This is a genomic window from Gammaproteobacteria bacterium (assembly GCA_013697705.1).
In the GTDB taxonomy this organism is placed as follows: Bacteria; Pseudomonadota; Gammaproteobacteria; order UBA6002; family UBA6002; genus UBA6002.
In genome coordinates this window covers 15,280-40,541 of sequence record JACCWJ010000049.1, presented here as the reverse complement: position 1 = coordinate 40,541, position 25,262 = coordinate 15,280, and the positions used below count along the sequence as shown (strand labels likewise).

24 protein-coding genes and 1 tRNA gene are annotated in these 25,262 nt (G+C 39.2%); 14 read left to right on the top strand and 11 right to left on the bottom strand.

The genetic code is table 11. The features are described 5' to 3' along the window. Nucleotides 1-33: 33 nt before the first annotated feature. The 6 genes from H0U71_09585 to H0U71_09560 all read left to right on the top strand — a co-directional run bounded on the left by H0U71_09585 (nt 34) and on the right by H0U71_09560 (nt 6,855). Entirely contained in the window at nt 34-243 is a 210-nt protein-coding gene (locus H0U71_09585; protein MBA2655296.1) for a hypothetical protein, read from the top strand. Nucleotides 244-822: 579 nt separating this feature from the next. Further along, on the top strand, nt 823-1,668 hold the full coding sequence (locus H0U71_09580; GenBank protein ID MBA2655295.1) for a Bro-N domain-containing protein: 846 nt from the start codon (nt 823-825) through the stop codon (nt 1,666-1,668). A gap of 157 nt (nt 1,669-1,825) precedes the next feature. Further along, nucleotides 1,826-3,130, top strand: a complete 1,305-nt coding sequence (locus H0U71_09575) for an integrase arm-type DNA-binding domain-containing protein (GenBank protein ID MBA2655294.1) — start codon at nt 1,826-1,828, stop codon at nt 3,128-3,130. 236 nt (nt 3,131-3,366) lie between these two features. Continuing rightward, the gene (locus tag H0U71_09570; protein MBA2655293.1) at nt 3,367-3,999 is read left to right on the top strand and encodes a hypothetical protein; all 633 of its coding nucleotides are present in this window, start codon (nt 3,367-3,369) and stop codon (nt 3,997-3,999) included. A gap of 281 nt (nt 4,000-4,280) precedes the next feature. Next, the gene (locus tag H0U71_09565; GenBank protein ID MBA2655292.1) at nt 4,281-4,508 is read left to right on the top strand and encodes a helix-turn-helix domain-containing protein; all 228 of its coding nucleotides are present in this window, start codon (nt 4,281-4,283) and stop codon (nt 4,506-4,508) included. Beyond that, entirely contained in the window at nt 4,501-6,855 is a 2,355-nt protein-coding gene (locus H0U71_09560) for a toprim domain-containing protein (protein MBA2655291.1), read from the top strand. Before H0U71_09565 ends, H0U71_09560 begins: the two co-directional genes overlap by 8 nt. Before the next feature lie 452 nt (nt 6,856-7,307). Here the strand turns inward: H0U71_09560 and H0U71_09555 are convergent, their stop codons facing one another. From H0U71_09555 to H0U71_09530, 6 genes are all read right to left on the bottom strand, one after another. Further along, the gene (locus H0U71_09555; GenBank protein ID MBA2655290.1) at nt 7,308-8,096 is read right to left on the bottom strand and encodes a DUF817 domain-containing protein; all 789 of its coding nucleotides are present in this window, start codon (nt 8,094-8,096) and stop codon (nt 7,308-7,310) included. Between the two features lie 83 nt (nt 8,097-8,179). Then, entirely contained in the window at nt 8,180-8,533 is a 354-nt protein-coding gene (locus H0U71_09550) for a DUF805 domain-containing protein (GenBank protein ID MBA2655289.1), read from the bottom strand. Nucleotides 8,534-8,668: 135 nt separating this feature from the next. Then, a tRNA-Phe gene (locus tag H0U71_09545) sits at nt 8,669-8,741 on the bottom strand. 47 nt (nt 8,742-8,788) lie between these two features. Next, complete coding sequence (locus tag H0U71_09540) at nt 8,789-9,058, bottom strand: oxidative damage protection protein (GenBank protein ID MBA2655288.1); 270 nt, start codon at nt 9,056-9,058, stop codon at nt 8,789-8,791. Nucleotides 9,059-9,147: 89 nt separating this feature from the next. Then, nucleotides 9,148-10,194, bottom strand: coding sequence for an A/G-specific adenine glycosylase (mutY, locus tag H0U71_09535; GenBank protein MBA2655287.1), 1,047 nt, complete (start codon nt 10,192-10,194; stop codon nt 9,148-9,150). An 8-nt stretch (nt 10,195-10,202) separates the two neighbouring features. Beyond that, nucleotides 10,203-12,314 (bottom strand): AsmA family protein, encoded by a 2,112-nt coding sequence (locus H0U71_09530; protein ID MBA2655286.1) that lies wholly within the window; start codon nt 12,312-12,314, stop codon nt 10,203-10,205. Nucleotides 12,315-12,445: 131 nt separating this feature from the next. Here H0U71_09530 and trmB point away from each other — a divergent pair, with 131 nt between their 5' ends. Continuing rightward, entirely contained in the window at nt 12,446-13,123 is a 678-nt protein-coding gene (trmB, locus tag H0U71_09525; protein ID MBA2655285.1) for a tRNA (guanosine(46)-N7)-methyltransferase TrmB, read from the top strand. Nucleotides 13,124-13,132: 9 nt separating this feature from the next. Continuing rightward, entirely contained in the window at nt 13,133-13,687 is a 555-nt protein-coding gene (locus H0U71_09520) for a chorismate mutase (GenBank protein ID MBA2655284.1), read from the top strand. A gap of 52 nt (nt 13,688-13,739) precedes the next feature. On the opposite strand, the gene hemW is transcribed toward H0U71_09520, so the two are convergent. Beyond that, nucleotides 13,740-14,888: a radical SAM family heme chaperone HemW gene (gene hemW / locus H0U71_09515; GenBank protein MBA2655283.1), complete on the bottom strand. Its 1,149-nt coding sequence runs from the start codon at nt 14,886-14,888 to the stop codon at nt 13,740-13,742. Between the two features lie 85 nt (nt 14,889-14,973). Between hemW and nudE the strand changes: the two genes are divergently transcribed. The 3 genes from nudE to H0U71_09500 are packed head-to-tail and all read left to right on the top strand — an operon-like array spanning nt 14,974 to nt 17,356. Then, nucleotides 14,974-15,540, top strand: a complete 567-nt coding sequence (gene nudE, locus H0U71_09510) for an ADP compounds hydrolase NudE (protein MBA2655282.1) — start codon at nt 14,974-14,976, stop codon at nt 15,538-15,540. Further along, nucleotides 15,527-16,357, top strand: coding sequence for a 3'(2'),5'-bisphosphate nucleotidase CysQ (gene cysQ, locus H0U71_09505; GenBank protein ID MBA2655281.1), 831 nt, complete (start codon nt 15,527-15,529; stop codon nt 16,355-16,357). The genes nudE and cysQ overlap by 14 nt, the downstream gene beginning before the upstream one ends. After that, on the top strand, nt 16,358-17,356 hold the full coding sequence (locus tag H0U71_09500; protein ID MBA2655280.1) for a malate dehydrogenase: 999 nt from the start codon (nt 16,358-16,360) through the stop codon (nt 17,354-17,356). Nucleotides 17,357-17,396: 40 nt separating this feature from the next. Here the strand turns inward: H0U71_09500 and H0U71_09495 are convergent, their stop codons facing one another. After that, nucleotides 17,397-18,155, bottom strand: a complete 759-nt coding sequence (locus H0U71_09495) for a ZIP family metal transporter (GenBank protein ID MBA2655279.1) — start codon at nt 18,153-18,155, stop codon at nt 17,397-17,399. A 179-nt stretch (nt 18,156-18,334) separates the two neighbouring features. Between H0U71_09495 and H0U71_09490 the strand changes: the two genes are divergently transcribed. The 3 genes from H0U71_09490 (at nt 18,335) to H0U71_09480 (ending at nt 21,073) form a co-directional block, all read left to right on the top strand. Beyond that, the gene (locus tag H0U71_09490) at nt 18,335-19,282 is read left to right on the top strand and encodes an acetyl-CoA carboxylase carboxyltransferase subunit alpha (protein ID MBA2655278.1); all 948 of its coding nucleotides are present in this window, start codon (nt 18,335-18,337) and stop codon (nt 19,280-19,282) included. Beyond that, entirely contained in the window at nt 19,282-20,547 is a 1,266-nt protein-coding gene (tilS, locus tag H0U71_09485; protein MBA2655277.1) for a tRNA lysidine(34) synthetase TilS, read from the top strand. Before H0U71_09490 ends, tilS begins: the two co-directional genes overlap by 1 nt. Before the next feature lie 76 nt (nt 20,548-20,623). Beyond that, nucleotides 20,624-21,073 (top strand): DNA starvation/stationary phase protection protein, encoded by a 450-nt coding sequence (locus tag H0U71_09480; protein MBA2655276.1) that lies wholly within the window; start codon nt 20,624-20,626, stop codon nt 21,071-21,073. Between the two features lie 109 nt (nt 21,074-21,182). Here H0U71_09480 and H0U71_09475 read toward each other — a convergent pair whose 3' ends face one another. The 3 genes from H0U71_09475 to gatA are packed head-to-tail and all read right to left on the bottom strand — an operon-like array spanning nt 21,183 to nt 25,260. Then, nucleotides 21,183-22,277, bottom strand: coding sequence for an FUSC family protein (locus H0U71_09475; protein MBA2655275.1), 1,095 nt, complete (start codon nt 22,275-22,277; stop codon nt 21,183-21,185). A 34-nt stretch (nt 22,278-22,311) separates the two neighbouring features. Then, nucleotides 22,312-23,748, bottom strand: a complete 1,437-nt coding sequence (gene gatB / locus H0U71_09470) for an Asp-tRNA(Asn)/Glu-tRNA(Gln) amidotransferase subunit GatB (GenBank protein MBA2655274.1) — start codon at nt 23,746-23,748, stop codon at nt 22,312-22,314. Nucleotides 23,749-23,796: 48 nt separating this feature from the next. Beyond that, nucleotides 23,797-25,260, bottom strand: a complete 1,464-nt coding sequence (gene gatA, locus H0U71_09465; protein MBA2655273.1) for an Asp-tRNA(Asn)/Glu-tRNA(Gln) amidotransferase subunit GatA — start codon at nt 25,258-25,260, stop codon at nt 23,797-23,799. Nucleotides 25,261-25,262 lie beyond the last annotated feature (2 nt).

Sequence of the window (25,262 nt, the reverse complement as noted above, 5' to 3'; positions counted from 1 at the left end):
GCACTTTCACAATAACTACAGGAATTAGTTATCATGACGAAGTCTAGTGTATCTAAAAGCACATCTAAATTAAACCTTACCCGTCGTCAAATTGAAATCTTCCAGAAGATCATCTTAGTTGGTAATGAAATGTCTGACGCATTATCTGCGTTGGATAAAATGATGTTATTGCCTAAGGATTCTTCAAAGCTTATTCGTAAGTGGCAAGATTTGATGATAAGGCTAGTGAACTTATTAATTTAGATAGCGTAACGGTGGCATTGTGGTCAGTTCTGCAATGTCGCCACTCCAATTCCTTATAGTATTAAACCAAGCTTTTGATGGAGATATAGATCTGTTTGTGCATCTTCGTCTACCTTCATACATTCAAACTGCACTTCATTTGCACTTCAGATTTTTGTTTCAGTGGGGCGGTGATTCGTAACGCTTTGAATTTACTATGGCCAGAGGCAGAATCGAACTGCCGACACAAGGATTTTCAGTCTTGGAAATCGGGGTTTTCTGAAGTTTTACGATCTTTGATGATCTTTAATATCGTCATATATATCAATTGCTTATAAAAATATTTCTTTAACTTAATTAACTAATATTCTATCATGTTTGCTCTAAAAGGTAGCACCATGGTAGCACCAGGAAAACTGCCTGGACTGTTGCATGATTAAATGGATATTAGCGTCATGCAGACATATTAATGGTGGGTGAGCTAGAAAAATGAATAAAAAAATTAAAAGCACAAGATTTTAGAGCTACTGTATTGCCCTGACGCAAAAGATACGGTCTTATCATAAAATGATTAATACTCCTAAAGTAAGGGATGAAATAATGAAAAAAGACTTAATAATTAATGATCATATTGCCGTTTTTAATGATCACAAAATACGCAGGACTCTTATTAATGATGAATGGTGGTTTTCGGTAATAGATGTAATTGAAGCATTAACGGATAGTGCTAACCCAAGAGATTATTGGTACAAGATGAAGGTAAGAGTAAAAAATGAAGAAGCAAGTGAACTGTCGACATTTTGTCGACAGTTGAAATTGAGTGCTTCTGACGGGAAGATGAGAGAAACAGACTGTGCAAATACCGAAGGGATGCTGCGCATTATCCAATCTATTCCCTCTCCCAAAGCAGAACCATTTAAACGTTGGCTAGCCAAAGTGGGATATGAACGCGTACAGGAGATTGAAGATCCCGAATTGGCCTCTCAACGTGCGCGCGAGATATATAAAGCTAAGGGCTATGATGATTCTTGGATTGAAAAACGAATGCGTGGTATCCAAGTGAGGGGAGAGCTAACGGAAGAATGGAAGAACCGTGAGGTGGGTGGTACTCAGGAATATGCTATTTTGACTGCAGAGATATCTAAAGCGGCTTTTGGATTAACTCCTACCGAATATAAAAAGCATAAAGGTTTAGAACGTGAAAACTTACGCGATCATATGACAGATCTCGAATTGATTTTTACAATGCTTGGAGAAGCATCAACAACTGAAATAGCTCGAGAAAATGATGCCCAGGGATTTGAAGAAAATCGTTCCGTTTCGCGCTCGGGTGGTGAAGTGGCTGGTAATGCGAGAAAAGATTTAGAGAAGCGAACACGAAAAAAAGTTGTCACACCTCAGAATTACTTGGAGCAAACTCAAAAAAAGATTGATGGGAAAGAGTAAAAAATAAATTTTTTGGATTAAAAGAATAATTAGCTGGTAACAATATGGATCTTTTTTCTAATGTTAGATAATTGCTATAAATAATTATGAAAAATTACTGATAAATGTATCTGCTCAAGAAAATCGTGAATTAAAGAGATAAAGAGATTGAATTACGATGAGTAAAAGAATCCCGTTCACAAAGAAAGCCCTTGAACAACTGACGCCTGCATCAGATGAAAAACGTCGTTATATTTACGACACCAAAGTAAATGGCCTTTGCATTTCTATAACTCCTACTGGTGTTAAAAGTTTTATAGTCTATCGTAAAGTCAAAGGTAAACCCGTGCGTGTTACTCTAGGACGGTTTCCATCAATGACAATAGAGCAAGCTCGTAAAAAGGCACTTGAGACATTATCGAAATTTTCTGAGGGCATTAACCCCATTGAAGAAAAGCGAGAAGTTGAAGTTTCAAATATTACTTTAAAAGAAGTATTTGATGATTATTTAAAGGCGCGAAAAAATTTAAAGCCAGGAACAATTCTTGATTATCATAAATCTCTGCAACAAACCTTTTCTGATTGGCTAGATAAACCTTTGCGTGCTATCACAAAGGACATGGCAATAAAAAGACATGCCCAAAGAGGCAATGAAAGCCCTGCAAGAGCCAATAATGCATTTCGGGTATTGCGTGCGTTATTTAATTTCGCTCGTTTCCATTATGAAGATTCACAAAATAAATCCTTATTTCTTGAGAATCCTGTTGTGAGATTATCAGCAACAAAAAGCTGGTTTAAAGTTAAGCGTAAACAATCGTATATCAAGAGAACAGAATTACCGATTTGGTTTAATACTGTGATTTCCTTAGAAAATGAATTTTCATTTGCAAAAACAGAAATAGTTAAAGATTACTTGTTATTTATTTTATTTACCGGAGTGCGTAGGGAAGAAGCAGCTGGACTGAAGTGGTCCGATGTTGATTTGAAAGAGGGGACATTTATGCTTGCAGATACAAAAAATAGTGAATCGGTTACCTTGCCCATGAGTAGTTTTGTTACACAACTATTAAGAAAACGAAAACTACAGACAGAAAGTATTTTTGTATTTCCTGGTGAAGGTTGTACTGGACATTTGGTTGAACCCCGAAAGCAAATTTTACGTATTCGTAAAAAATCGGGAATCGAGTTTACAGTACATGACTTACGTCGAACATTTGCCACGATTACTGAATCGTTAGATATGAGCCGTTACACGTTGAAACGATTATTGAATCACAAAATTAACGACGATGCAGATGTGACGGCTGGGTATATTATATCTGATCAACATCGTCTTAAATTAGCAACACAAAAAATTACTGACCATATATTACAGTTAGTAGGGTATGAACAAGATACCGCACCATTATTTTCAAATAATCAAGTAACTATTCAGCCATTAGATGCGAACGTCCATTTTTGGCCGAATTTCAATGAAAAATGAAAAGAAAACTGCTCACATACGTGAGTATGCTCCGCTTTTTCTTTTCATTTTTCATTGAAATTCGGCTCAAACCTGAACGTTCTAGCCAATTAAAATTTTGCGCTGAATAATTACTAATCAAGGACATTAAATGATGTAATGTAACTTGTTGGTTAAGCCTAGGGTAGCTCCTGAATCGTTGGTACCTCACCAACTTGGCTTGACCTCTCAATGAGGTTTGACACGAGAGGGGTGTTATGCCAATTAATAAACCTGATTATGAATTTTTACTTAAACTAGACTCCTGGTCACAAAAAAATGCTTGTCTCATTATTTGTGGGTTAGATCCTGATAAATACCGATCAATCCGTTTTACTGTTAAAGATCACAAAACCAACATCGAGACGTATCCAGAATTAATAAACCCCTATAAGCTCCATCAAATATTTACATCAGTTCATTTTTATAAATACCGTGAGCATCGTGGTCACCCTGCGGCGTATTTGAATGAATGTGTGCAGAAAAAATGGCCAATACCAGAGGAATTATGGCAATTAGCAAAAGAGGCATATGCAAATCAATTTCCAGAATTATTTGGGAGTAAAGCTGATGAAACCAAAATTGAACAAGTAAAAAGTAAAGAGGAAGAATATTTATCAAAAACATTAGGAGCAGTGGTGATGGCATATGTTTTTAAAAATAAATCGCCACGATTGGGTTCCGTAAAAAGTATAAATATTTTTCAGGTGACAGAAGACATCCTACAATTTTTGGAAGATCATAATCTAAAAATCTACGGTCTCGGTAAAAGTAGTATTCAACGTCGGATTGCAGAATCATTACGTACTATTCAGAGAGACATTCATTTGGTTCCAGACGATCAAGAATAATTTTCTGCTCAAATAGTCATGTATTTTGACAAAATGTTAATTGAAATAGGTTTATAGTGTATTACGTAGGATTACATAGAGCTTTATAGCACTGCAATAAACCACAATAACAAAAGGAGAAGATTATTTTTTGTGACAACTTGGAATGATTCTAATTATCAATAAGTTATAGCCTTCATCCTAACTTGGAAAATAATTTTTCCACTTGGAACACAACTCTTCAACATTACCGCAAGATGCTCCTTGTTTGTTATTTCAAATTTTAAAGGAGCATCTTTACTATGAATTCATCAACAGCCATTAATTCTTCTCTGAATAAATTATTGACCCCGCAACAAACGGCTGAAATTTTAGGAGTTTCGACAGGAACCTTAGATGTTTGGCGATGTACAGGACGTTATAGCCTTCCGTATGTTCGCGTAGGAAAATTAATTCGTTATAACGTGCATGACATTAACGCATTCATTGCACGTCGCACTCTAGGTCATACAGGAGAGTGCTATGAATAATAATATTATCCATACATTTAAAAGTGCAATGGAGAATGATGCAATTTTTATTACGGATGAAATTATAGCCGACGGTCAAATACATCGCTTTTATCAAGGTGGTGATAAGTCTGGCTCAAAGAATGGATGGTATGTATTGTATATCGATGGTATCCCTGCCGGTGCTTATGGTTGTTGGAAACGTGATATAGAAAAAACTTGGTGCTACAAACCAGAACAGCAATTAACGATACAAGAAAAGTTTCAAGTACAAAAAATAATTTCAGAAGCGCGTAACAAGCGAGAAGTGGAATTAACCCGATTACAAAATGAGGCACAAGAGCGAGCGAATAATATTTGGCAACAGTCAGTACCACTTACTATTCATCCTTATCTGAAAAATAAATCGGTGCAGTCCTATGGCTTAAGACTCTATAAAAATAATTTATTAATCATACCGATTTTGGATCAATCACAGCAACTCCATAGCTTACAATTCATTAATAGTGAGGGTCAAAAACGATTTTTATCGAATGGAAAAATTCATGGTCATTTTTATTCCATTGGTGAGATTACGTCAACCCTTTATTTGTGTGAAGGATATGCAACAGCAGCGACAATATATCAAGCAAGTCGTTGTGCCACATTTGTGGCTTTTAATGCCAATAATCTTTTGCCGGTTGCTAAAGTATTAAAAACTAATTATCCAAACCATCAGATAATGATTTGTGCGGATAACGATCAATGGTCGCCCAATAATCCTGGTCTAACTAAAGCGCAAGAAACTGCAAAATACCTGGGGGCACAATTATTCATTCCGCAATTTAAGTCACTTGAATCTAAGCCATCTGATTTTAATGACCTAGCAAATTTGGAGGGGATGGAAACAGTACACAAACAATTGGGGCTTACTTGTGATTCACATCAAGCTTCAGATCAGAAAATATCTTTGGCAAATCAAGTGTTGCAATTGTTAGCTGACGCAGAATTTTTTCATGATGAACAGGGTGAAACCTATGTGACATTTCTCCATAGAGATCGTTATGAGACCTGGCCGATTGAAAGTAAAGAATTTCAAGAAAGCATTACTCATCTTTATTGGCGCTTACATCAAAAAGTAATCAATAAAACCTCTTTACAAGACGTATTAGCCGTCATTAATGGTAAAGCCAGATTTGAGGGGGCTTGTCACAAAGTCTTTATTCGTGTCGGGCATTTAGGCGATACAATATATTTAGATTTGGCCAATGAAAGTTGTGAAATAGTTGAGATTAATTTACAGGGTTGGAAAATTCTGCCTCAAGCGCCCATAAAGTTCAGACGTTCAAGGTCCATGCGACCATTACCACGCCCGGAAAAGGAAGGCAGCATTGATTTATTATGGGAGCTAATTAATATTCCTCCACAGAGTCAAAAATTAGTTTTGGCATGGTTGCTGGAATGTTTACGTCCTGATACGCATTTTCCAATTCTGGTATTAACTGGTTTGCAAGGATCTGCAAAAAGCAGCACACAATATTTTTTACGCGAGTTGATTGATCCTTCCACATCAAACTTACGCGGAACACCCAGGAAAAGTGAAGATTTATTTGTCGCAGCAGTGAATAATTGGTTGGTTTCCCTAAATAACATCAGCCGCTTAAGTGCGAGTCAGCAAGATGACTTATGCTGTTTGGCGACAGGCGGTGGTTTTGCCACGCGAAAACTGTATAGCACCATGGAAGAAGAAGTTGCAGAGATAAAACGCCCGGTCATCATGAATGGTATCCACGATTTTATTTCAGCTCAGGATTTAATTGATCGCGCGATTGTTCTGGAGTTGCCTCCCATTTTGGTGACGGAGCGCAAAACTGATCAAGAATTACAGCAACGATTTAGCGAAAATCATGGGCGTTTTTTAGGCGCATTATTGACAACTTTATCTCAAATATTAAAAGAACTGCCGAATGTTCGACTTGATGAAAAACCCCGCTTAGCAGACTTTGCACAGTTAGGCGTTGCACTAGAACATGCTTTGGCCTGGGAACCTGGATCCTTTATACGAGATTATTTAGAAAATCGTAAGGTGAGTATCACTTCAGCGATGGAGCATTCATCTCTTGCAACCGCAATCATTCAGTTTATGGAAGAGAAGGGAAGCTTCTCAGGCTTATACAGTCAGCTTTATAACATACTCAGCAAATCTTATAAGCATGAGAAAGCATTAGACTGGCCAAGGTCTGCACGAGGTCTTGCGATGCAGTTGAAGAGACAGTGTATCGCTTTGACTCTCATAGGTATTCATATTGAATTTGAACCACAACGTCAAAAAGATGGTTTTCATGTTCACCTAAAAGATATTAGATACAATGTACACCAAGTACATTAAGTACACTCTTCATTAGCCAGTAAGGATTGGTATCAGTGTACATCTTCCCAGATAAGTCCATTCAAAGTACATCACAAATACATCTACAAAAGCCACTCACGAATGGTTTGATGTACTAGATGCATTTGGTGTACTTTGAATCAACAACTAGCTTGTTTGCTATTTTGTGTTGATCACATATTTCTTAGCCAGTAGCAGTTGCTTTAATTTTCCCAACCTGACTGAACCTTGGCCAATCAAATTGTAAAGACATCTAAAAGCGCAATATGCAAACTTTTCAAGTTTGCGAAAAATGGGAAAAATTTTGGATTTGCTTTGAATCAAAAAGATGGATAATCAGGTGCTGATTCTTACAAATTTTGACGATGAAAAATGCAAGACCAGCACCACTGAGTTTAACTTTCTGTTGACAAACTTTCGATGGTCTCTTGATCGAATATTTTATCCATTCTTTATGATTCTCTTTTCAATGTTGGTTTATGAACTGTAGAGACTAAAATAAAACTAATGATAATTAACAAATACCATGCATATATTTTATGAAAGGAAACTGGTTGCCAAGATTCATTTTGGAAAGGGTAGAGCCACACATTTGAAAGTGTTGCAATATTTTCAGCAAACCAGATAAAGATTGCTTCCAAGAACCAACCCACAACAAGAGGCATTTTCCTGCAGTTTTGACCTATTGTCATAATTATCGATGTGCGAGCAAAAACAATAATGCTTATTGCGATTAATAACCACCGGAGATCGCAAAAGAAATGATGCGTGAAAAAGTTGATATAAATAAGGATGGCTACGATAAAAGGCCAGATTGACTTCGGATAATAAGTAAACTTCAGATCAAACGCTTTCCAAATGCGAGCAGTATAACTTCCTACTGCGCTATACATAAATCCAGCAAAAAGAGGAACATTCGCAATTTTGAACACAGCTGCTTCAGGATAATGCCAAGATCCAATTGCGGGAGAAGTTTTAAATATTTCCATGATGGTTGCGACAATGTGGAAGATAATTATTAGCCTGGCCTCTTCCCATGTCTCTAATTTGGTGAGTAGCAAGATAACCTGAATAAGAATGGCAACAAGGAATAAAAAATCATACCGATTAAGATAATGCTGGAATGGATACCAATAATGGGTGACTAAAATAAAAAAAAGTAGCAACCCGCCAAATAGACACGCCCATGCTTGTTTTAATCCAAAGAGAATGAATTCTTTTAAGGCTGAATCATTAGAAATTAAGCGATCCAAAAGATTTGTGATTGCAAATGTTTGCGACTCACTCACGATGTTACTTCTTTATTTTTTAGAGATAAATTTTTCTAAAGTCCTTTAATTTTTTTACTAGGTATGAATAGTAAAAGTAGCCACAATACTAGAGATAAAGGCGGAATAAAACTAAAAATTGCTAGCCATTTGGACCACCCTACATCTCGTAACCTTTTAACTGCTAAAGCTATTAGCGTATATAAAAAGATGGGCAGATCAATAATCAATAATAAGCTTAATATTGCTGCAAAAATATCACGGGTTCCATGCTGATTATCAGGTCTAATTTCCACAGATATAATATATAGTAAGGTTACAAATAACACCGTCATTAGCATTCCTAATAAATACTGGGACCGAGTAATGGTATCTCGAAATGATAAGCATAACTTGAACAAGTTTTTCATTTAACCTCTAACCTCAATAGTGTAACTTCGCTAAATCACAATTTTATATGTAAATCCGTTTAGCTTTTGGTAGCACCTAGGTAGCACTGAAAAATTGATTATTTAGCGGATAATTGTAAGTCCTTGATTTGACTATGGCCAGAGGCAGAATCGAACTGCCGACACAAGGATTTTCAGTCCTCTGCTCTACCGACTGAGCTATCTGGCCGAGGACGCTAATTAAACCGATTGTAGGAGTTTGAGTCAAGCGAATTCTCATTCTGGGGGCTGATATCCGGGAGGGGCATCGCTACCAGTTCCAAATAGGAATTTTTTCATTTCATCGACTAAGAATTGTCTTGCTTCTGGCTCTAACATGTTTAATCGATATTCGTTTATCAACATTGTTTGATGGCTGAGCCACATTTGCCAAGCATGTTTTGAAATGTTGTTATAAATTTCAGTGCCTAGGTCGCCGGGGAAGGGGGGGAATTCCAAGCCCAGTTCTTCTGCGTCTAACTTTTTACAAAAAACAGTACGTGTCATGATGGACCCTTATATGCTAATCAATTCAAAATAACAAAATTTATTTTTTAAGTGGGACATTATAATCAATTTTCTTGAAAATTCATTCATTAGTATGTTGTTTTTGCGAATTCCAACAATAGTTTTTTAACGGGAGCGGCCAATCCCACTTGGGGAATCTCGTTTGCAAGACACCATATCAAATCGCCTTCCATCACATCTTTGCGATGATGCGCAATATCTATAAACACAGGGGTGATATCGAGATGATAATGGCTAAAGGTGTGCCTGAATAGTTGGCCCGTAGAATAAGTGATGACTTCAGCGCCATATTTCAACCTGCAGTGCTCTGCAAAATCAGATTGGGGGTAATCTGGAAAACCCCATAATCCTCCCCAGATGCCCATTGGAGGCCTTTTTTCCAGTAGAAGTTGGCCTTTTTCGTTCCACAAGATTAAAAATTGCGTATTTTTGACGGGCAGTTTGGTTTTTGCTTTTGGTTGGGGGTAAAGAGAGATGCTACCTTCTTGATATGAGAGACAATCGAATTGGAGGGGGCATGCATTGCAATTAGGTTGTGCACGGGTACAAATTGTTGCCCCTAAATCCATAATAGCTTGAGTGAAATCCGCGCAGCGTTTTTCAGGGGTATAGCCACTCGCTAATTTCCATAATTTATCCTCAACCGACTTTTCCCCAGGATAGCCAGAAATCGCGTGTAAGCGGGTCAGTACACGTTTGACGTTGCCATCAAGGATGGGAGTAGCCTTTTGGAACGCAATCGAAAGTATGGCTCCGGCTGTGGATCGGCCGATACCCGGCAAGGATATTAAAGTATCCAAATCGCTCGGAAACTCGGCAGCAAAATGGTCGACAATGATATTTGCACTTTTATAGATATTGCGAGCGCGAGCGTAATAGCCAAGACCAGTCCAAAAATGAAGCACGGTATCTAGCTCTGATTTCGCTAAAGTTTGAATATCAGGAAAATGAGCAATAAATTTCTCGAAATAAGGAATCACCGTTGCAACTTGTGTTTGTTGCAACATGATTTCTGAAATCCACACTCGATAAGGCGTAATATTTTTTTGCCACGGCAGATTTTTGCGACCAAAGCCATCAAACCAATTGAGCAGTCCCTTTGCAAAGTCTGACATGACGTTATTTATTCTTTTGGTGCGGCAGGAGCATCATCAGATTTAATAATTTTATTGAACAACGATGCGGGTACCAGCGTTTTAATTTTATCTTGGACTTGCTCCTGCAGGTTACCCTTAAGCTGATTAATATTTTTTGAAACTGTTTTTTCAATTTGCTTCGCGTACAAAGTTTTAGCCAGTTCTGCAAAATCTAAATTAACGCTGGGTTTAGTCAGCTTACCAGATATTTTTATGGGTACTTGATAAGTCGTCACTTCCTTGCCGATATCTTTATTTTCATTAGCTAGCTTAGGCTGTGCTGTCGCATTAAGTCGATAATGAATATCTTTATTTACTAAGTTAGTTGTGCCTTTACCATTTACTTTTAAAAATTCCGACGTGATGGTTAAATCATCGGTATTAATAACGCCATTGGTAACTAAGGCGTTCGCGCTCAGCGAAGAGAATTGCGTTTCTTTTGAATCAGTAATTCCCGGCGAAGATAAATGTTTGATAAATGCATGGGCTCTACTCAATTGATAGATAACGTCTACACCACGCAGTGAACCATTGGTTAATGTCAGCTGCATTTTACCATTCAAGGCGGCTAGAAAACTTGTGTTGCTATCGGTGACGGAAGTCAGATCAGTAGATAGCGAAGTTGTGCCGCTGAGTTTATCAGAATCAGAAAACTCGCGGAGCATTTCATTAATGTTAATATTTTTAAGCGATTGTTTGATATAGATAGCAGTTTTACTTTGTTGCTGCTTATTAATGACCACGGAGCCGTCTAGTTGGCCTTTATAAAGATTAGCGCTAAGCGGGGCAATGCGAATAACATTTTTTTGCATGTCCAAATTCGCTATGAGATTCGACAACTTGAGTTTGTCTACATTGACGCTCGCCACATTGATACGGCCATTCACTTTCCAAGGAGAAGGCGTGGAATTTTTTGATTCAGGTTGCGAAGGGGTGGTTTCTTTTTTATTGCTAGTCTCTCCTGAAAGATAATCATCAACGTTGATCTGATTCGCCGTTAAATTGAAATTAATATTTTTATTTTTGGTTGTCAGTAATAAATTGCCAAAAATATCTGTTTTATCAATCTTGGCGTGAAGTTGTTTAAGCGATACATTTCCGTTATCGATGTTAATTTTGCTTAATAAAGAAACGGACTTTAATGCGTCACTATTTTTGGTGACTAATGGACTGCCCAGCTCATCAAGTAATTTTTTCAAATTGAAATCATCGACGGTCAACGTTCCCTCATACTGTGCTAATTTTGAAATCTCAGTACCTTTCAAATTAATTTGACCATTAACATTATTGATCACAAAATTTAGGTGAGATAATAATGTTTGTTTCCGAATGTCAGCCTCTACATTGCCGTCGGCTTTCAGAGCTACTGTGTTTGATGAAGTAGGGTATTGACTGTTGAACTTTAAATTTTGTAAGGAATATTGTTGGGTATCTGGAGATAATGTAACGTCGGCGCTAGCTTCAATAGAGACCTTTTTGACTGAGTTATCATCCACTAAGTCAAAATCTAATGATAAGGGAAAGGACTGACCGAGTTGAATGTGTTTACTATTTATATTTAACGAATCAATACCAGTATGAGAATTTTTTTGCTGATCATACCAATTTAGTTTGCCATTTTTAATACTTAAACTGGCAACCGAAAATTTAGAAATTGAGCTGGATTTGTTTTTAGTGTCGGGGGATTTGCTATCTTCTTCTGCAATAGTTTGCCAATTAAATTTGCCCGATTTATTTTTAATTAGATTAAGTACCGCATTGTTCAGGGTAATATTACCTATTTCAATTTGGCCATGCGTCAGTGGGATAAGTTTGATTTTGATGTCCATTTCTTTGGCCGAAATCAACGCTTTTGGACTGAAAGAGGGGGCATTATAATAAGTTAAATCAGTCGCTTTAACTCCCACCCAGGGAAATAAAGACCAGTGCATACTACCGTTAATCACCAGCACTTGACCGGTTTTAGCAAATACATATTGGCTAATTCTGCCTTTGAATTTATTAGGATCAACATATCGACTGACTACAAAAGCGGAGCCCGCAAAGAGGGTAATTAAAATTAATAATGAAATACCAGCAATTTTAAGTGTCTTTTTCATGGCAAACCTTTTGATTTGAGAGGAAGCTGTTATTTGGCTAAATTCGTGATTGAATTTTATTTGTTGAATTAGGTATCCTACCTAATCATCAGCAGAGAATCCAGTGCAGGTGCAAAAATTGGTAGATTTTAATGAATACAAACTTAAAGCGTGAAATAAAAAGTTTCGTCCTTCGATCCAGAATGACCTTAAGCCAAAGACTAAGCCATGAGCAGTTCTGGCCTTTATTTGGAATTGAGCCACCCCTCAATATGCTAAATTTTGAGGAGCTTTACCAAAGGTCCGCCCCCACTATACTCGAGATAGGATTTGGCATGGGGGGATCACTTGTGGAGCTAGCTGAGAAAAATCCGGAAATAAACTTTCTAGGGATAGAAGTCCATAAGCCCGGGATAGGCGCCTTATTGTTCTCCATTCAAGAAAAACAATTGTCTAATCTAAAGGTAATTTGTGGCGATGCTAAAGAATGGTTGAACCAACATATCGCGGATCATAGCCTAGCGGCTATTCTGTTATTTTTCCCGGACCCGTGGCCCAAACGGCGTCAGCAGAAACGACGCATCGTCCAAACCCCCTTTGTTGATTTAGTGCAGAGAAAATTAGAGGCTAGCGGGTATTTCCATCTTGCTACAGATGTAATGAGTTACGCAGACCACATGCGGGATGTTATGTCCAAACATCAAGGATTCGGTATAATCAATACAGCGGGTATTTCTCTTAACTTAATTCGCCCTAAAACAAAATTTGAACAAAAAGGGGAGAGACTCGGCCACACGATTACCGATTTGATTTATAGGAAGACAATATAAGGAGATAGTATGAAAAAAGGACTTTTGCTCTTAATAGGTTTACTGATAGTGGTTTGTGCGCATGCCACCGTTCTTCCTGGAACGTTATATGGGTCTGTTCCCGGAAATCCCTATGTAAATGGCACAGCTATGCAAGGCTATGAGTTAATCGCGAATAGATCTTGTAAAGATATGAGTTGTGTTCAACAAAACATTCGGTTGATTGATAGCCAAATTGCCGACCTTATTGCAAGAAGACTCGCTTTCGTTAAGCGCGGGGCGGCGCTAAAAAATAGTGCTATTGTTCCAAATAATGTTCAGCAGAACCCCAATATTATCACTCAAGTAACTCGACAAGCGCAGGCCCAGGGTTATCCGCCTGAAATTGCTCAATCTGTCTTTCAAGAGTTAGATAGGCAATCGCAAGCGTTTGAAGATAAATATGAAAACCAAACACCTCAGCCTTCTCCTAATTCATTAGGTGTGCCTACGCACAATGTAAATAATCCTGTTATTACACCGACCATTACACCAGGATTGGGAGTCACTCCAACGGTGACGCCGGGAGCGCCAGGTCAGCCCTAAGCTTCAGTGATTTGTATAGCCTTGATGCAACGTTTTGGGGTAAACCCCAATTTCACTTCGTTGCATCAGGGCTACTAAAAATTTGCAGCAGATCGTTGAGGAAAAGTTTACCTTGAGAGGTCGTGCTGAAATAGTCTACACCACAGGTAATTAATCCCAATTTTTCAGCAGCGTGCAATTGTTGTTGTATGCTATCAACGGCGAGTAATGTACGTTCTTCAAATAAAGCACAAGCAATAGGTTCATGCAAACGTAAGGCATTTAGCATGAAGTCCAGCGGTAATTCAGAAGAGGAAACAATTTTTTCGCCGGCAGTAAATTCTTTCGCTGCAAGGTATTGCTTTGGATGCTTAATCTTCCATTTACGTTTTACTACCCCCAATGCAGAGTCAGTAATTTTGCTGTGTGCTCCAGCGCCTATTCCCAAATAATCTCCAAACAACCAGTAATTACGATTGTGTTGGCATTGTAAATGGTCAGGGCTATAAGCAGAAATTTCATACTGATGTAAGCCTGCAGCATTGAGTAGCGCTTGTCCTTGTTCCTGCATCTCCCAAATGTAATCGTCATCGGGTAGCTTAGGAGGAAATTGAAAATAATGAGTATTAGGTTCAATAGTGAGTTGATACCAGGAAAAATGAGTGGGTTGATGTGTTAATGCATTTTTTACATCATGTAATGCATCTTCAAGTGATTGTCCCGGTAACCCAAACATGATATCGAGATTGAAATTGTCAAAACCTGCTTCTTTGGCGGTGTTGATTGCGTTATGGGCTTCAGTACCCGTGTGAATGCGACCCAAGCGTTGCAATTTCTCATCTTGAAAACTTTGTATGCCTAACGACAATCGATTAATGCCCATCTTTCGAAATTCTTGGAATTTATGTTGTTCCACCGTTCCAGGGTTGGCTTCCATAGTAATTTCTATATGCGGGGAATAGGGGATCCGGGCATGTATTTGTTGGAAAAGATAATCCAATGCATCGGGGGAAAATAAACTAGGCGTGCCACCCCCTATAAAAATGGTCTGAATGTTGCGTCCCCATATGCTCGGTAATTCTTGTTCGAGATCGTTAATCAAGCATTCGATATATTGCATTTCAGGAAGGTCGCTGCCTGCCTGATGAGAATTAAAATCGCAATACGGACATTTTTTTATGCACCACGGAATATGAATATATAGACTTAGAGGAATTGTCATCGGCTATCAAGGCTAACTTTAATCAAAGATAACTGTGTTATACTGCTTTAAACTCATTTTTGCAAAATTTTACAGCAGGAAAGCTATGTCCACTGAAAAGCCCACCATCTTAGCAACGAAAATATTAGCGACCACTGAAATTTTTCAGGTAGAAGGTGTTCACCTGCGATTTTCTAATGGTGAGGAGCGTCATTTTGAACGATTAAAAGGACGTGCGCATGAAGCCGTAATGATTATCCCTGTTTTAGATTCAGAAACAATTTTATTGATAAGAGAGTATGGAGTTGGACTCGAAGATTATTACCTGGGTCTGCCAAAAGGGATAGTAAATCGTGATGAAGATATTCTCACAGCGGCTAATCGTGAACTGATGGAAGAAACCGGTTATGGAGCAAGAAGCTTACAATTTATGAAATCCTTATCTTCAGCGCCCGCTTATACCACACGCACAATGAAGGTAGTGTTAGCAATGGACTTGTTTCAACAGCGACTGGAAGGCGATGAACCAGAAACTATTGAAGTTGTGCCTTGGAAATTAAAAGACTTAGATTTGTTGCTGGAACGATCAGACTTTCATGAAGCTCGCAGCATAGCCGCTCTTTTTATGGTGAGGGAGCTTTTGAGCAAGAGTAATACTCATGAAAATAGATGAACGTTTGGTAGGAGAGGTCATTCGTATTGCTAAAATGGCAGGGCAGGAGCTTCTCGATATTTATAACGCACAATCGCCACTGGATATTCGCACCAAGCAAGATAATTCTCCCGTCACATTAGCTGACTTACGGGCGCATGATATTATTTTAAAAAATCTATCACTGCTAACGCCTGAGGTGCCGCTGCTCTCAGAAGAAGACCCGGATTTTTCCTTCGATATTAGAAAAACCTGGTCTCAATATTGGCTGGTTGACCCTCTGGATGGTACGCGCGAATTTATTGAACGTAGTGGCCAATTCACTGTCAATATTGCTTTAATTGAAAATTCAGTACCGGTTCTCGGGGTCATCTTTGTGCCTCTGAAAAATCTACTTTATTTCGCTGCAAAAGGTCTCGGCTCTTTTAAAGCGGAAGGCGAAGGAGAAGCTATTGCACTTTCCATACGGGAATGGCACCCAGGAGATGAAATTGTTTTAGTGGCCACGCGAAGAGAGCTACATGAAGAATTACAGGGGTTATTACTTGCTCAAGGAAATCTTAAATTAACTTACAGAAGCAGCTCTCTCAAATTCTGTATGATTGCTGAGGGTCTCGGGGATATTTATCTTCGGAAAGCGCGCATTCATGAATGGGATACAGGGGCAGGGCAATGTATTGTGGAACAAGCAAGCGGAGTAGTTTTAGATTTAAACTGGGAAGCTTTACGGTATAATACCCGATCGCATTTGCTCAATCCCCCCTTTATTGCTGTTGGAGATTCTAAGCAATTGTTGCCCTTACTGAAATTGATGCCCATGTTTAAGGAGATTAATTAAATGACAAAAAAACGCGTTAAAGTAGCGATAACTGGAGCAGCTGGACATATTTGTTATTCCTTGGTCTTTCGTATCGCCAATGGTGATATGTTTGGCAAGGATACTGAAGTTGATTTGCATCTGATTGAACTTGAAGCTGCGCTGCCAGCATTAAGAGGCGTAGTAATGGAACTTGAGGATTGTGCATTTCCTCTTCTGCGCAATGTTGTCTGTACCTCTGATATCAATACGGGTATGCGTGATGTTAACTGGGCAATTCTAGTGGGCGCCGTTCCCCGTAAGGAAGGAATGGAACGCTCAGATCTATTGAAAATTAATGGCGCTATTTTTACTGCGCAAGGTCGGGCAATCAATGACCATGCTGCAGACGATGTAAGAGTGCTCGTTGTAGGAAATCCCTGTAATACAAATTGTCTCATCGCCATGAATAATGCTCCCGATATCTCTAAAGATCGTTTTTATGCAATGACGATGTTAGATGAAAATCGTGCTCGTGCGCAGCTTGCCCTAAAAGCCGCAGTGCCGGTCACAGAAGTTAAAAATATGAACATCTGGGGTAACCATTCCTCCACGCAATATCCTGACTTTTATAATGCAACAATAGATGATAAGCCTGTAGTGGATGTGATCAAAAACGAAAGTTGGCTTCAAAAAGAATTCATTGAAATCATTCAAAAGCGTGGCGCTGAAATTATTAAGGCAAGAGGCTCATCTTCGGCTGCATCCGCCGCAAATGGGATTATTGATAGCGTTTATAATCTAATTTTCGATACAGTTGGATTAGAGACTTATTCCATATGTGTCTGCTCTCAAGGCCAATACGGTATCGATGAAGGATTAATCTTTTCTTTCCCCTGCCGCACAGAAAATGGCGAACTAGTTGTTGTAACAGGAGTAGAACACAACGCATTCGCGCAGAAAAAACTTATGATGACCTTAGATGAATTACGTCATGAGCGTGATGCTGTTAAAGAACTCGGTTTGATTGAGGAGGCTTAATCTCAGGCTTGATGGGGGGAGGCATCACTCCCCACTCCTTTTATATCCAGATAGCTAAGAATCCCATAAAACCCATCCCCAGCACCAACGCAGAAAAATCTTCCACATTTTGTTTTAATCTTCTTACCTTAAACTGCTGAATTAATGCATCCAGGGCGCCAATATAAATAAAGGTGCCCGCTGCTAACGCATTCAAAGAAGACTCAACCAGGATTCCCGTATTATTTTCCAGCGCGCCGATAATGGTGGAAGCAATAGCAATTCCAAAGGGGGTCATTAAGGCATAGATTGCTACAATCAACACATTGTAATTAGGCAAGATCATGTAGCGTTTTAGAGTGCTCGCCAGCGCAAAACTATCACAACTTTTGTGCGCAATAATGGCAATAAAAATAACAAAAGCATTGGCGACAGTTGTGTTGATGCCTAAGGTGGCACCTTCTATTATAGAGTGAATGCAAAGCACAATCAGAATCATGGTGCCATTCAGTTTTGAACTATCCCCTGCTTTATTAAAATACAGCGTCAAATACTTAATGAGTTGCAGAAATATAAAGCCAGCAAGACACAATAGAATAGCATAAGGATAATTTATCATGCCTAGTGCAGCAAAACCTGCTTGGGAATCGGGAATCATATGAAAGATAGCAGCGCCTAAAAAAATTCCATTGGTAATAGAGTCAGTAAGATGACGTGAGCCTTCATGGAAATGTCCCATATGCATTGGCAAGAGCCCAGCCAACATTGATACAATAAAGATTACTATACCTGCCACTACTTTAAATGTTATTAGAGACATTTCCCTTTCCATATATTTTGACAAAAATAAACTATATCAGACTTGTCAATAGGCGAATACTTCAAATCAAGAGGTGAATTAAATTTACGATCTTGCATAAGGGTTAATAATGGATGTAAAGTGCAATACTACATAACTACCCCAAGGGGATCAGTAATCAGAGATAAAGGACCAGAGTAATGAACCTTAATTTTCTCGAATTCGAAAGACCGATTGCAGAGCTAGAAGCTAAAATAGAAGAATTGCGACGTGTTGGAACAGATACTGAATTAAACATCATTGAAGAAATTACTCGTTTGGAGAGTAAAAGCAAGGAGCTTACCCGCTCTATTTTTTCCTCATTGAGCGCCACACAAACAGTACAGATGGCTCGGCATCCCCTACGGCCATACACCAATGATTATATCGCACGGATATTTACTGACTTTGATGAGTTGCATGGAGACAGACATTTTTCGGCCTCGCCCGCTATTATTGGCGGTACGGCGCGACTAGACGGTAATCCGGTAATGATTATTGGTCATCAAAAAGGTAGAACGACCAAAGAAAAAGTCGAACGTAATTTTGGAATGCCACGGCCTGAGGATTATCGCAAAGCCCTGAGACTCATGGAAATGGCGGAACGTTTTAAACTTCCTATCATTACCTTTATTGATACACCCGGTGCGTATCCGGGTATTGGAGCCGAGGAACGCAATCAAAGTGAGGCTATTGCTCGGAATTTATTTGAAATGTCGATGCTACGAACTCCGATCATCACTGTGGTTATTGGGGAAGGAGGCTCGGGAGGCGCACTTGCTATTGGTGTAGGTGATAGGGTCATGATGTTGCAGTATGGTGTTTATTCAGTCATCTCTCCAGAAGGCTGTGCCTCTATATTATGGAAGAGCGCCGATAAAACGTCAGATGCTGCTGATGCGATGGGTGTAACCGCCGATCGAATTATAAAGCTGGGGTTAATTGATCGGATTATTCCTGAGCCGTTAGGCGGGGCACATCGAAATATCGATTTGATGGCGTCTAATATTAAACAGGCGATTACTGAAAACTTGACAGAACTTAACCGCAAATCCACGGATAGGCTGCTACATGAAAGGTATGAACGGTTAATGTCATTTGGACGCTAATGTTAACGGTCGATTCTTTTCAGAAATCACTACGTGAGCTTACGCAATCAAAGACATTCTGCGTTGCTTTTAGTGGCGGTCTTGATTCGAGTGTATTATTAGATTTGCTTTCCCAGTTAAGCGTAATCGAAACAGGGATCTCAATTCGTGCAATCCACATCCACCATGGCCTTAGTGCCAATGCTGACCGGTGGGCTGATCTATGTACCACCTACTGCGCACGCTATCATATACCTCTTGTGATAAAGCATATTAATATTAAAAGAGACAATGAAAGTGTAGAAGAGCAAGCCCGTAATTTGCGTTATAACGTTTTTAAGGAATTGCTCTCTGAAAAGGAAGTGTTAGTCACCGGCCATCATCGGAACGATCAAGCGGAAACACTGCTATTACAGCTTTTTAGAGGTGCAGGGCCTAAAGGTTTGGCATCGATGCCTGCAGCAACTCGTTTTGGAAAAGGGTTATTAGCGCGACCTTTACTTGGATTTGATAAAGAATCACTGAAGCAATATGCCGAAATCCAGACACTGAATTGGGTTGAAGATGAAAGTAATCGAAATTTGCTGTTCGATCGTAATTATTTAAGAAACTCTCTGCTTCCGCTTATCCAATCGCGTTGGCCCGCAGTGATCGAGAATCTATCGCGAGCGGCAACACATTGCGCAAATGCTAATCATTTTATTGAAACTCAAATCGCTGATGTATTTGTTGAGGCCTTTGACCCTGAACAATTAACTCTCTCAATCCCAGCTGTTTTAAAGCACGCGTTACCTGTTCAAAATCATATCATCCGTTATTGGTTGCAGCAGCTCAATTTGTCGTTACCCAGTACTCAAAAATTAGCTTTGCTGCTAAAAGAAATCATGAATGCCCGTCCTGATGCTGTGCCGTTACTGCGATGGAAAAATGTCGAAGTAAGACGTTATGGAGATCATCTCTATGCTATGCGCCCTCTACTAAAGCACTCACCCAATCTGGTTATTGATTGGGATTTGCAGCAAGACTTACCTCTTCCTGGCGATCTGGGCGTGATTAGGTTGCAGGAAGTAGAACAATTAGGTTTAAAGTTGCATGAACTGCAAGAGGTGAGCATACGTTTCCGGCAAGGCGGAGAAAAATGCTTGCTCAAAAATCGGCAAAATAGGCATTGCCTCAAAAAACTCTTTCAAGCATGGCGCATTCCCCCGTGGAGACGCGATCGAATACCTTTGTTATATGCGCAAAATCGACTAAAAGCGATCATCGGATTTGTTACCTGCGAATAATCAGCGCTTAGGATGGCTATAGTTTTCAAAAAATACTAAAATGAAAAAATGTTTTTAAAGATTTTAGGAGTAGCTTATGGATAATGAAAGCAAAGTTGTTAGAGATCTCCGCCATTTACTTGCAGATACCTATGTACTTTATACCAAAACCCAAAATTTTCATTGGAATGTTACCGGCGAATTATTTTTCATGTTGCATGCTGCCTTTGAGAAGCAATATGAAGCACTTGCAGACGCTGTAGATGTTTTAGCGGAAAGACTACGTGCATTAAATGTGGTTGCACCAGGAACTTTCACAAAATTTGAGAAGCTTGCCGGTATTAAATTTGACGATGAAATTCCCCCCGCTCAAGAAATGATCAGAGAATTGCTGGCAAATCATGAGCATTTAATTGATGAGTTGCAATCAATGATCAAAAATGCGGAAGAAGAGGGTGATCAGTCAACCATGGATTTAATGATCGAACGCCAGACAGAACACCAGAAAACCGCCTGGATGTTGCGAAGTTCTTTAAACGCGCAATAAAGCTTTAAAGCTTTATTGCATGAATTTAGAGGTTACAGGAACGTTCAGATTTGGCGGAATTTCAATGAAAAATCCGCCAAATATAAACTTCGCCTCTGAGGCTGAACAGTTATGAGGGTGTGTCGGAGGGCGCTGCAGATATCTCCACTACTATTTTCCTCATTCTCTTCAATACTAAAATTACATGTCCAAGACAAAAAATGAATGCATGAATTTTATTTTTTTCAGAGAAGGAATATTGGTTAAAAACGCCAAGAAGCTTAGCGGTAATATCGTCAAAGTTTGGATCCAAGTTTAATTCTTGTAAGACGTAATCTTTATTTTGTATTTTTCGGGCAATATCTTCAATCATTGTGGTGATCATTCGATGCAGTATTTTAAATTCATGCATACTGATAATGTTGCCAAAACTCCTCAGAGATATGCGCAGCGTGTAATGCAACATATAAATACTACGTAGAAGCCGACGTTCTAGCCTTAATAAAATGATATATAGCGAACGTTGCGAACGAATTTTATGAGTTTCTGTGCAGGCTTCTCGAAGGAGAACACTTTGAGCAGCAAAATTTTGTATGATTTCCTCTTCAAGATTTGAGCCTTTAGCCTGTAAATTGAAGGTTTTGTCTTCTCGAATAAATAATTGGTAAACATTTTTAAGTAGGTGCAGCGTTTTTGCTATATTTTTATAGAGCATTTCTTCCGCTTTGATTGGAGCGACAAAGCGTGAAACTAAAATAGCTACAATTACTCCCAAGATAATTTCGTAAAGTCGGTAAAGGGCATTTTGAAACTGCGGATTATCTGAAACCACGATGACAATCATTGTCACCGCTCCAAGCGTGTAAGCGTAAGCATAGTCTTTCGAATTAGTGGCAAAATAAATAAAAATAGCGATGAAAATTAACAGTACGCCATAGACCAGAAGGATATGAATGGTATAAAGAAATAAAATTACTGAGGCCAGAGATGCCCCAATTGCTGTCGCAAGAAGACGGGTGTAACCCTTGATCATTGCGCCGCCCAGACGGTATTGTGACGCCATAACTATCACAATCGAGATAAGGACCCACTGAGGTTGGGCGAGGTTTAATAGTCGCGTTAAAATTAGCCCGATGATGCAGGCTAAAATTGATTTCAAGCTATTGATGAAGCTATATTTATTAAAGACAAATTCTGCCCGTAGGTTTTTTAAAATATGCTTCATCTTCAGGTCCAACTTTTGGCGCAGAAGATTGGAATCAATTCCCTAATTTCTTTTTCAACAAATCATTAACCTGGGCTGGATTTGCCTTGCCTTTAGTTTCTTTCATTATTTGGCCCACTAAAAATCCAAATACCTTATCTTTGCCGGCCCGATATTGCTCAACTTGTTCACTGTTTGACGCTAAGATATCGTCAATTATTTTTTCAATAGCGCTAGCGTCAGTAATCTGGGTTAAACCTTTTTTTGCAATAATTTCATCGGGTGTACCTTCTTTTTGCCACAAGCTTTCAAAGACTGTTTTGGCAAGCTTTCCTGAAATAGTATCGTCTGCCATTCTATTAAGCAGGGTAGCAAGGTTTTGTGGCGAAATAGGGGACTGCGTAATATCCAAATTTTCTTTGTTTAATGCAGCAGATAAATCTCCAATTATCCAATTTGCTAGCATTTTTGGAGTAGCGTTTGTATTAGCTAGGGCAGTTTCAAAATATTCGGCCATCTCCTTATTAGAGACTAATATGTTGGCGTCATAGGTAGATAATTCATACTCTTTTTCAAAACGAAGACATTTGGCTGCCGGTAGTTCAGGTAATGTTTCTCTAATACCCTCAACAAATCCTTTATCTAAAACAATGGGGAGTAAATCTGGATCCGGAAAATAACGGTAATCCATAGCTTCTTCCTTGCTACGCATTGATCGCGTTTCATTTTTATCAGAATCATAAAGTCGGGTTTCTTGTATGACAGTGCCTCCGCTTTCTATGAGATCAATTTGTCTTTCTACTTCATAATTGATTGCTCGTTCCACAAAGCGAAATGAGTTTATATTTTTTATTTCTGCTCGTGTGCCAAATTCTTTTTGTCCCTTTGGTCTAACGGAAACGTTAGCATCACACCGAAATGATCCTTCTTGCATATTGCCATCGCTAATGTCTAAATAACGCACTAATGAATGGAGTGTTTTAAGATAAGAAACCGCTTCTTTTGCATCTCGAATGTCTGGCTCAGAAACAATTTCTATTAATGCAGTGCCGGCTCGATTTAAATCAATTCCGGATTGATCAGTCGTTTCTTCATGGATAGATTTTCCTGCATCTTCTTCTAAATGAGCTCGCGTTATACCAATTCGTTTTATATGGCCATCGTCTAAAGTAATATCTAAATAGCCTTGATACACAATAGGAAGTTCGTATTGGCTTATTTGATACCCTTTCGGTAGGTCAGGATAGAAATAGTTTTTCCGAGCAAAAACGCTGCGATAACAAATTTCGGCGCCTACGCTTAGGCCAAACTTTACTGCCATTTTTATGGCATCCCCATTCAGAACAGGTAAAACGCCAGGCAGACCTAAATCAATCGGGCAAGCCTGAGTGTTAGGATCTCCACCGTAAGCGGTAGAGGATCCAGAAAATAATTTTGATTGTGTTGAAAGTTGGACGTGTACTTCAAGTCCGATAACAGTTTCCCACTCCATTTTTTTACCTCATAGGATTAATGCGTTGGTCAAATTACCCTTACTAGCTCACACTGTTTGTACTTGTGGCGGGACATGTTGGTGCCATTTTGTAACCTGCTGGTATCGATGAGCAATATTCAACAATTTAGCTTCAGTAAAATAATCCGTTATTAATTGTACTCCGATGGGTAAGTCATTCACAAAGCCAGCAGGAATAGAAATCCCAGGTAACCCTGCGAGATTTACGGAAATGGTATAAATATCGGATAAGTACATGCTCACTGGATCGTTAGATTTCTCACCTATTTTAAAAGCAGGAGTAGGGGTAGTAGGTCCAATGATGACATCTACTTCTTTAAAGGCTTCAACAAAATCATTGCTAATAAGGCGTCGTATCTTTTGGGCTTGAATATAATAGGCATCGTAATAACCGGCGGATAGAGCATAAGTACCAATCATGATACGTCGCTTAACTTCTTCCCCAAATCCTTCGCCTCGTGTTCGTTTATAAAAATCCTCAAGGTCACGAGGATTTTCGCAGCGGTATCCAAACCGGATGCCATCATAACGCGCTAAATTTGAAGAGCACTCTGCGGGTGCCACTACATAATACACAGGCACAGAGAGGTGTTGATTAGGCAAGCTAATTTCTTTAACCGTTGCGCCAAGTTTCTCATATTCTTTTATAACATTTTGGACAATGGCTTCAACCTGAGGATCAAGACCTTCTCTAAAATACTCTTTAGGAAGACCAATTTTTAATCCCTCTAAGGAATCATTTAATGTTTTCGTATAATCGGGTGTGGGTTGATCAATACAAGTGGAATCTTTCTCATCATGGCCAGCCATAACATTGAGTAGCATGGCCGCATCTTCTGCGGTTAAGGTCATCGGGCCGCCTTGATCTAGGCTGGATGCAAATGCAATCATGCCATAGCGAGAGACACGTCCATAAGTAGGTTTGAGTCCTGTTATTCCGCATAATGCAGCAGGTTGTCGTATCGAGCCTCCCGTATCTGTGCCGGTCGCAGCGGGAGTTAGTCTCGCCGCGACTGCAGCAGCAGAACCGCCCGAAGACCCACCGGGTACTCTTTCTAGATCCCAAGGATTGCGTACCGCACCATAAAAACTTGTTTCATTCGAAGACCCCATAGCAAATTCATCCATGTTGGTCTTGCCTAATAAGACGACTCCTGCCTCACTAAGTCGATCAACTACGCTCGCGCTGTAAGGAGAGATGAAATTATCAAGCATTTTTGAGCCGCAAGAAGTTTTGACACCCTGGGTACAGAAAATATCTTTGTGCGCGAAGGGGATTCCCATCAAGGGAGAGGGGTGGGTATGATTTGTTCTAGCTTGATCGGCATTTTTAGCCTGATCTAGAGCCACCTCTTCAGAAACAGTGATAAAACTATTTAAGGCAGGATCAATTTTTTTAATGCGGTCTAAGAAATGGGTCGTAAGCTCAACACTAGAGTATTCTTTGTTGGCCAAGTCTGTGCTCAATTCGGCAATAGTTCGATTATGCATAT

Coding starts and splice junctions, on each gene's coding strand:
- cysQ (MBA2655281.1), top strand. CDS start 15,527: ATGAAAATAGATGAACGTTTGGTAGGAGAGGTCATTCGTATTGCTAAA.
- H0U71_09540 (MBA2655288.1), bottom strand. CDS start 9,058: ATGACACGTACTGTTTTTTGTAAAAAGTTAGACGCAGAAGAACTGGGC.
- nudE (MBA2655282.1), top strand. CDS start 14,974: ATGTCCACTGAAAAGCCCACCATCTTAGCAACGAAAATATTAGCGACC.
- H0U71_09480 (MBA2655276.1), top strand. CDS start 20,624: ATGGATAATGAAAGCAAAGTTGTTAGAGATCTCCGCCATTTACTTGCA.
- H0U71_09475 (MBA2655275.1), bottom strand. CDS start 22,277: ATGAAGCATATTTTAAAAAACCTACGGGCAGAATTTGTCTTTAATAAA.
- H0U71_09575 (MBA2655294.1), top strand. CDS start 1,826: ATGAGTAAAAGAATCCCGTTCACAAAGAAAGCCCTTGAACAACTGACG.
- H0U71_09530 (MBA2655286.1), bottom strand. CDS start 12,314: ATGAAAAAGACACTTAAAATTGCTGGTATTTCATTATTAATTTTAATT.
- gatB (MBA2655274.1), bottom strand. CDS start 23,748: ATGGAGTGGGAAACTGTTATCGGACTTGAAGTACACGTCCAACTTTCA.
- H0U71_09565 (MBA2655292.1), top strand. CDS start 4,281: ATGAATTCATCAACAGCCATTAATTCTTCTCTGAATAAATTATTGACC.
- gatA (MBA2655273.1), bottom strand. CDS start 25,260: ATGCATAATCGAACTATTGCCGAATTGAGCACAGACTTGGCCAACAAA.
- H0U71_09500 (MBA2655280.1), top strand. CDS start 16,358: ATGACAAAAAAACGCGTTAAAGTAGCGATAACTGGAGCAGCTGGACAT.
- mutY (MBA2655287.1), bottom strand. CDS start 10,194: ATGTCAGACTTTGCAAAGGGACTGCTCAATTGGTTTGATGGCTTTGGT.
- tilS (MBA2655277.1), top strand. CDS start 19,282: ATGTTAACGGTCGATTCTTTTCAGAAATCACTACGTGAGCTTACGCAA.
- H0U71_09560 (MBA2655291.1), top strand. CDS start 4,501: ATGAATAATAATATTATCCATACATTTAAAAGTGCAATGGAGAATGAT.
- H0U71_09520 (MBA2655284.1), top strand. CDS start 13,133: ATGAAAAAAGGACTTTTGCTCTTAATAGGTTTACTGATAGTGGTTTGT.
- H0U71_09550 (MBA2655289.1), bottom strand. CDS start 8,533: ATGAAAAACTTGTTCAAGTTATGCTTATCATTTCGAGATACCATTACT.
- hemW (MBA2655283.1), bottom strand. CDS start 14,888: ATGACAATTCCTCTAAGTCTATATATTCATATTCCGTGGTGCATAAAA.
- H0U71_09580 (MBA2655295.1), top strand. CDS start 823: ATGAAAAAAGACTTAATAATTAATGATCATATTGCCGTTTTTAATGAT.
- H0U71_09490 (MBA2655278.1), top strand. CDS start 18,335: ATGAACCTTAATTTTCTCGAATTCGAAAGACCGATTGCAGAGCTAGAA.
- H0U71_09585 (MBA2655296.1), top strand. CDS start 34: ATGACGAAGTCTAGTGTATCTAAAAGCACATCTAAATTAAACCTTACC.
- trmB (MBA2655285.1), top strand. CDS start 12,446: ATGAATACAAACTTAAAGCGTGAAATAAAAAGTTTCGTCCTTCGATCC.
- H0U71_09570 (MBA2655293.1), top strand. CDS start 3,367: ATGCCAATTAATAAACCTGATTATGAATTTTTACTTAAACTAGACTCC.
- H0U71_09495 (MBA2655279.1), bottom strand. CDS start 18,155: ATGTCTCTAATAACATTTAAAGTAGTGGCAGGTATAGTAATCTTTATT.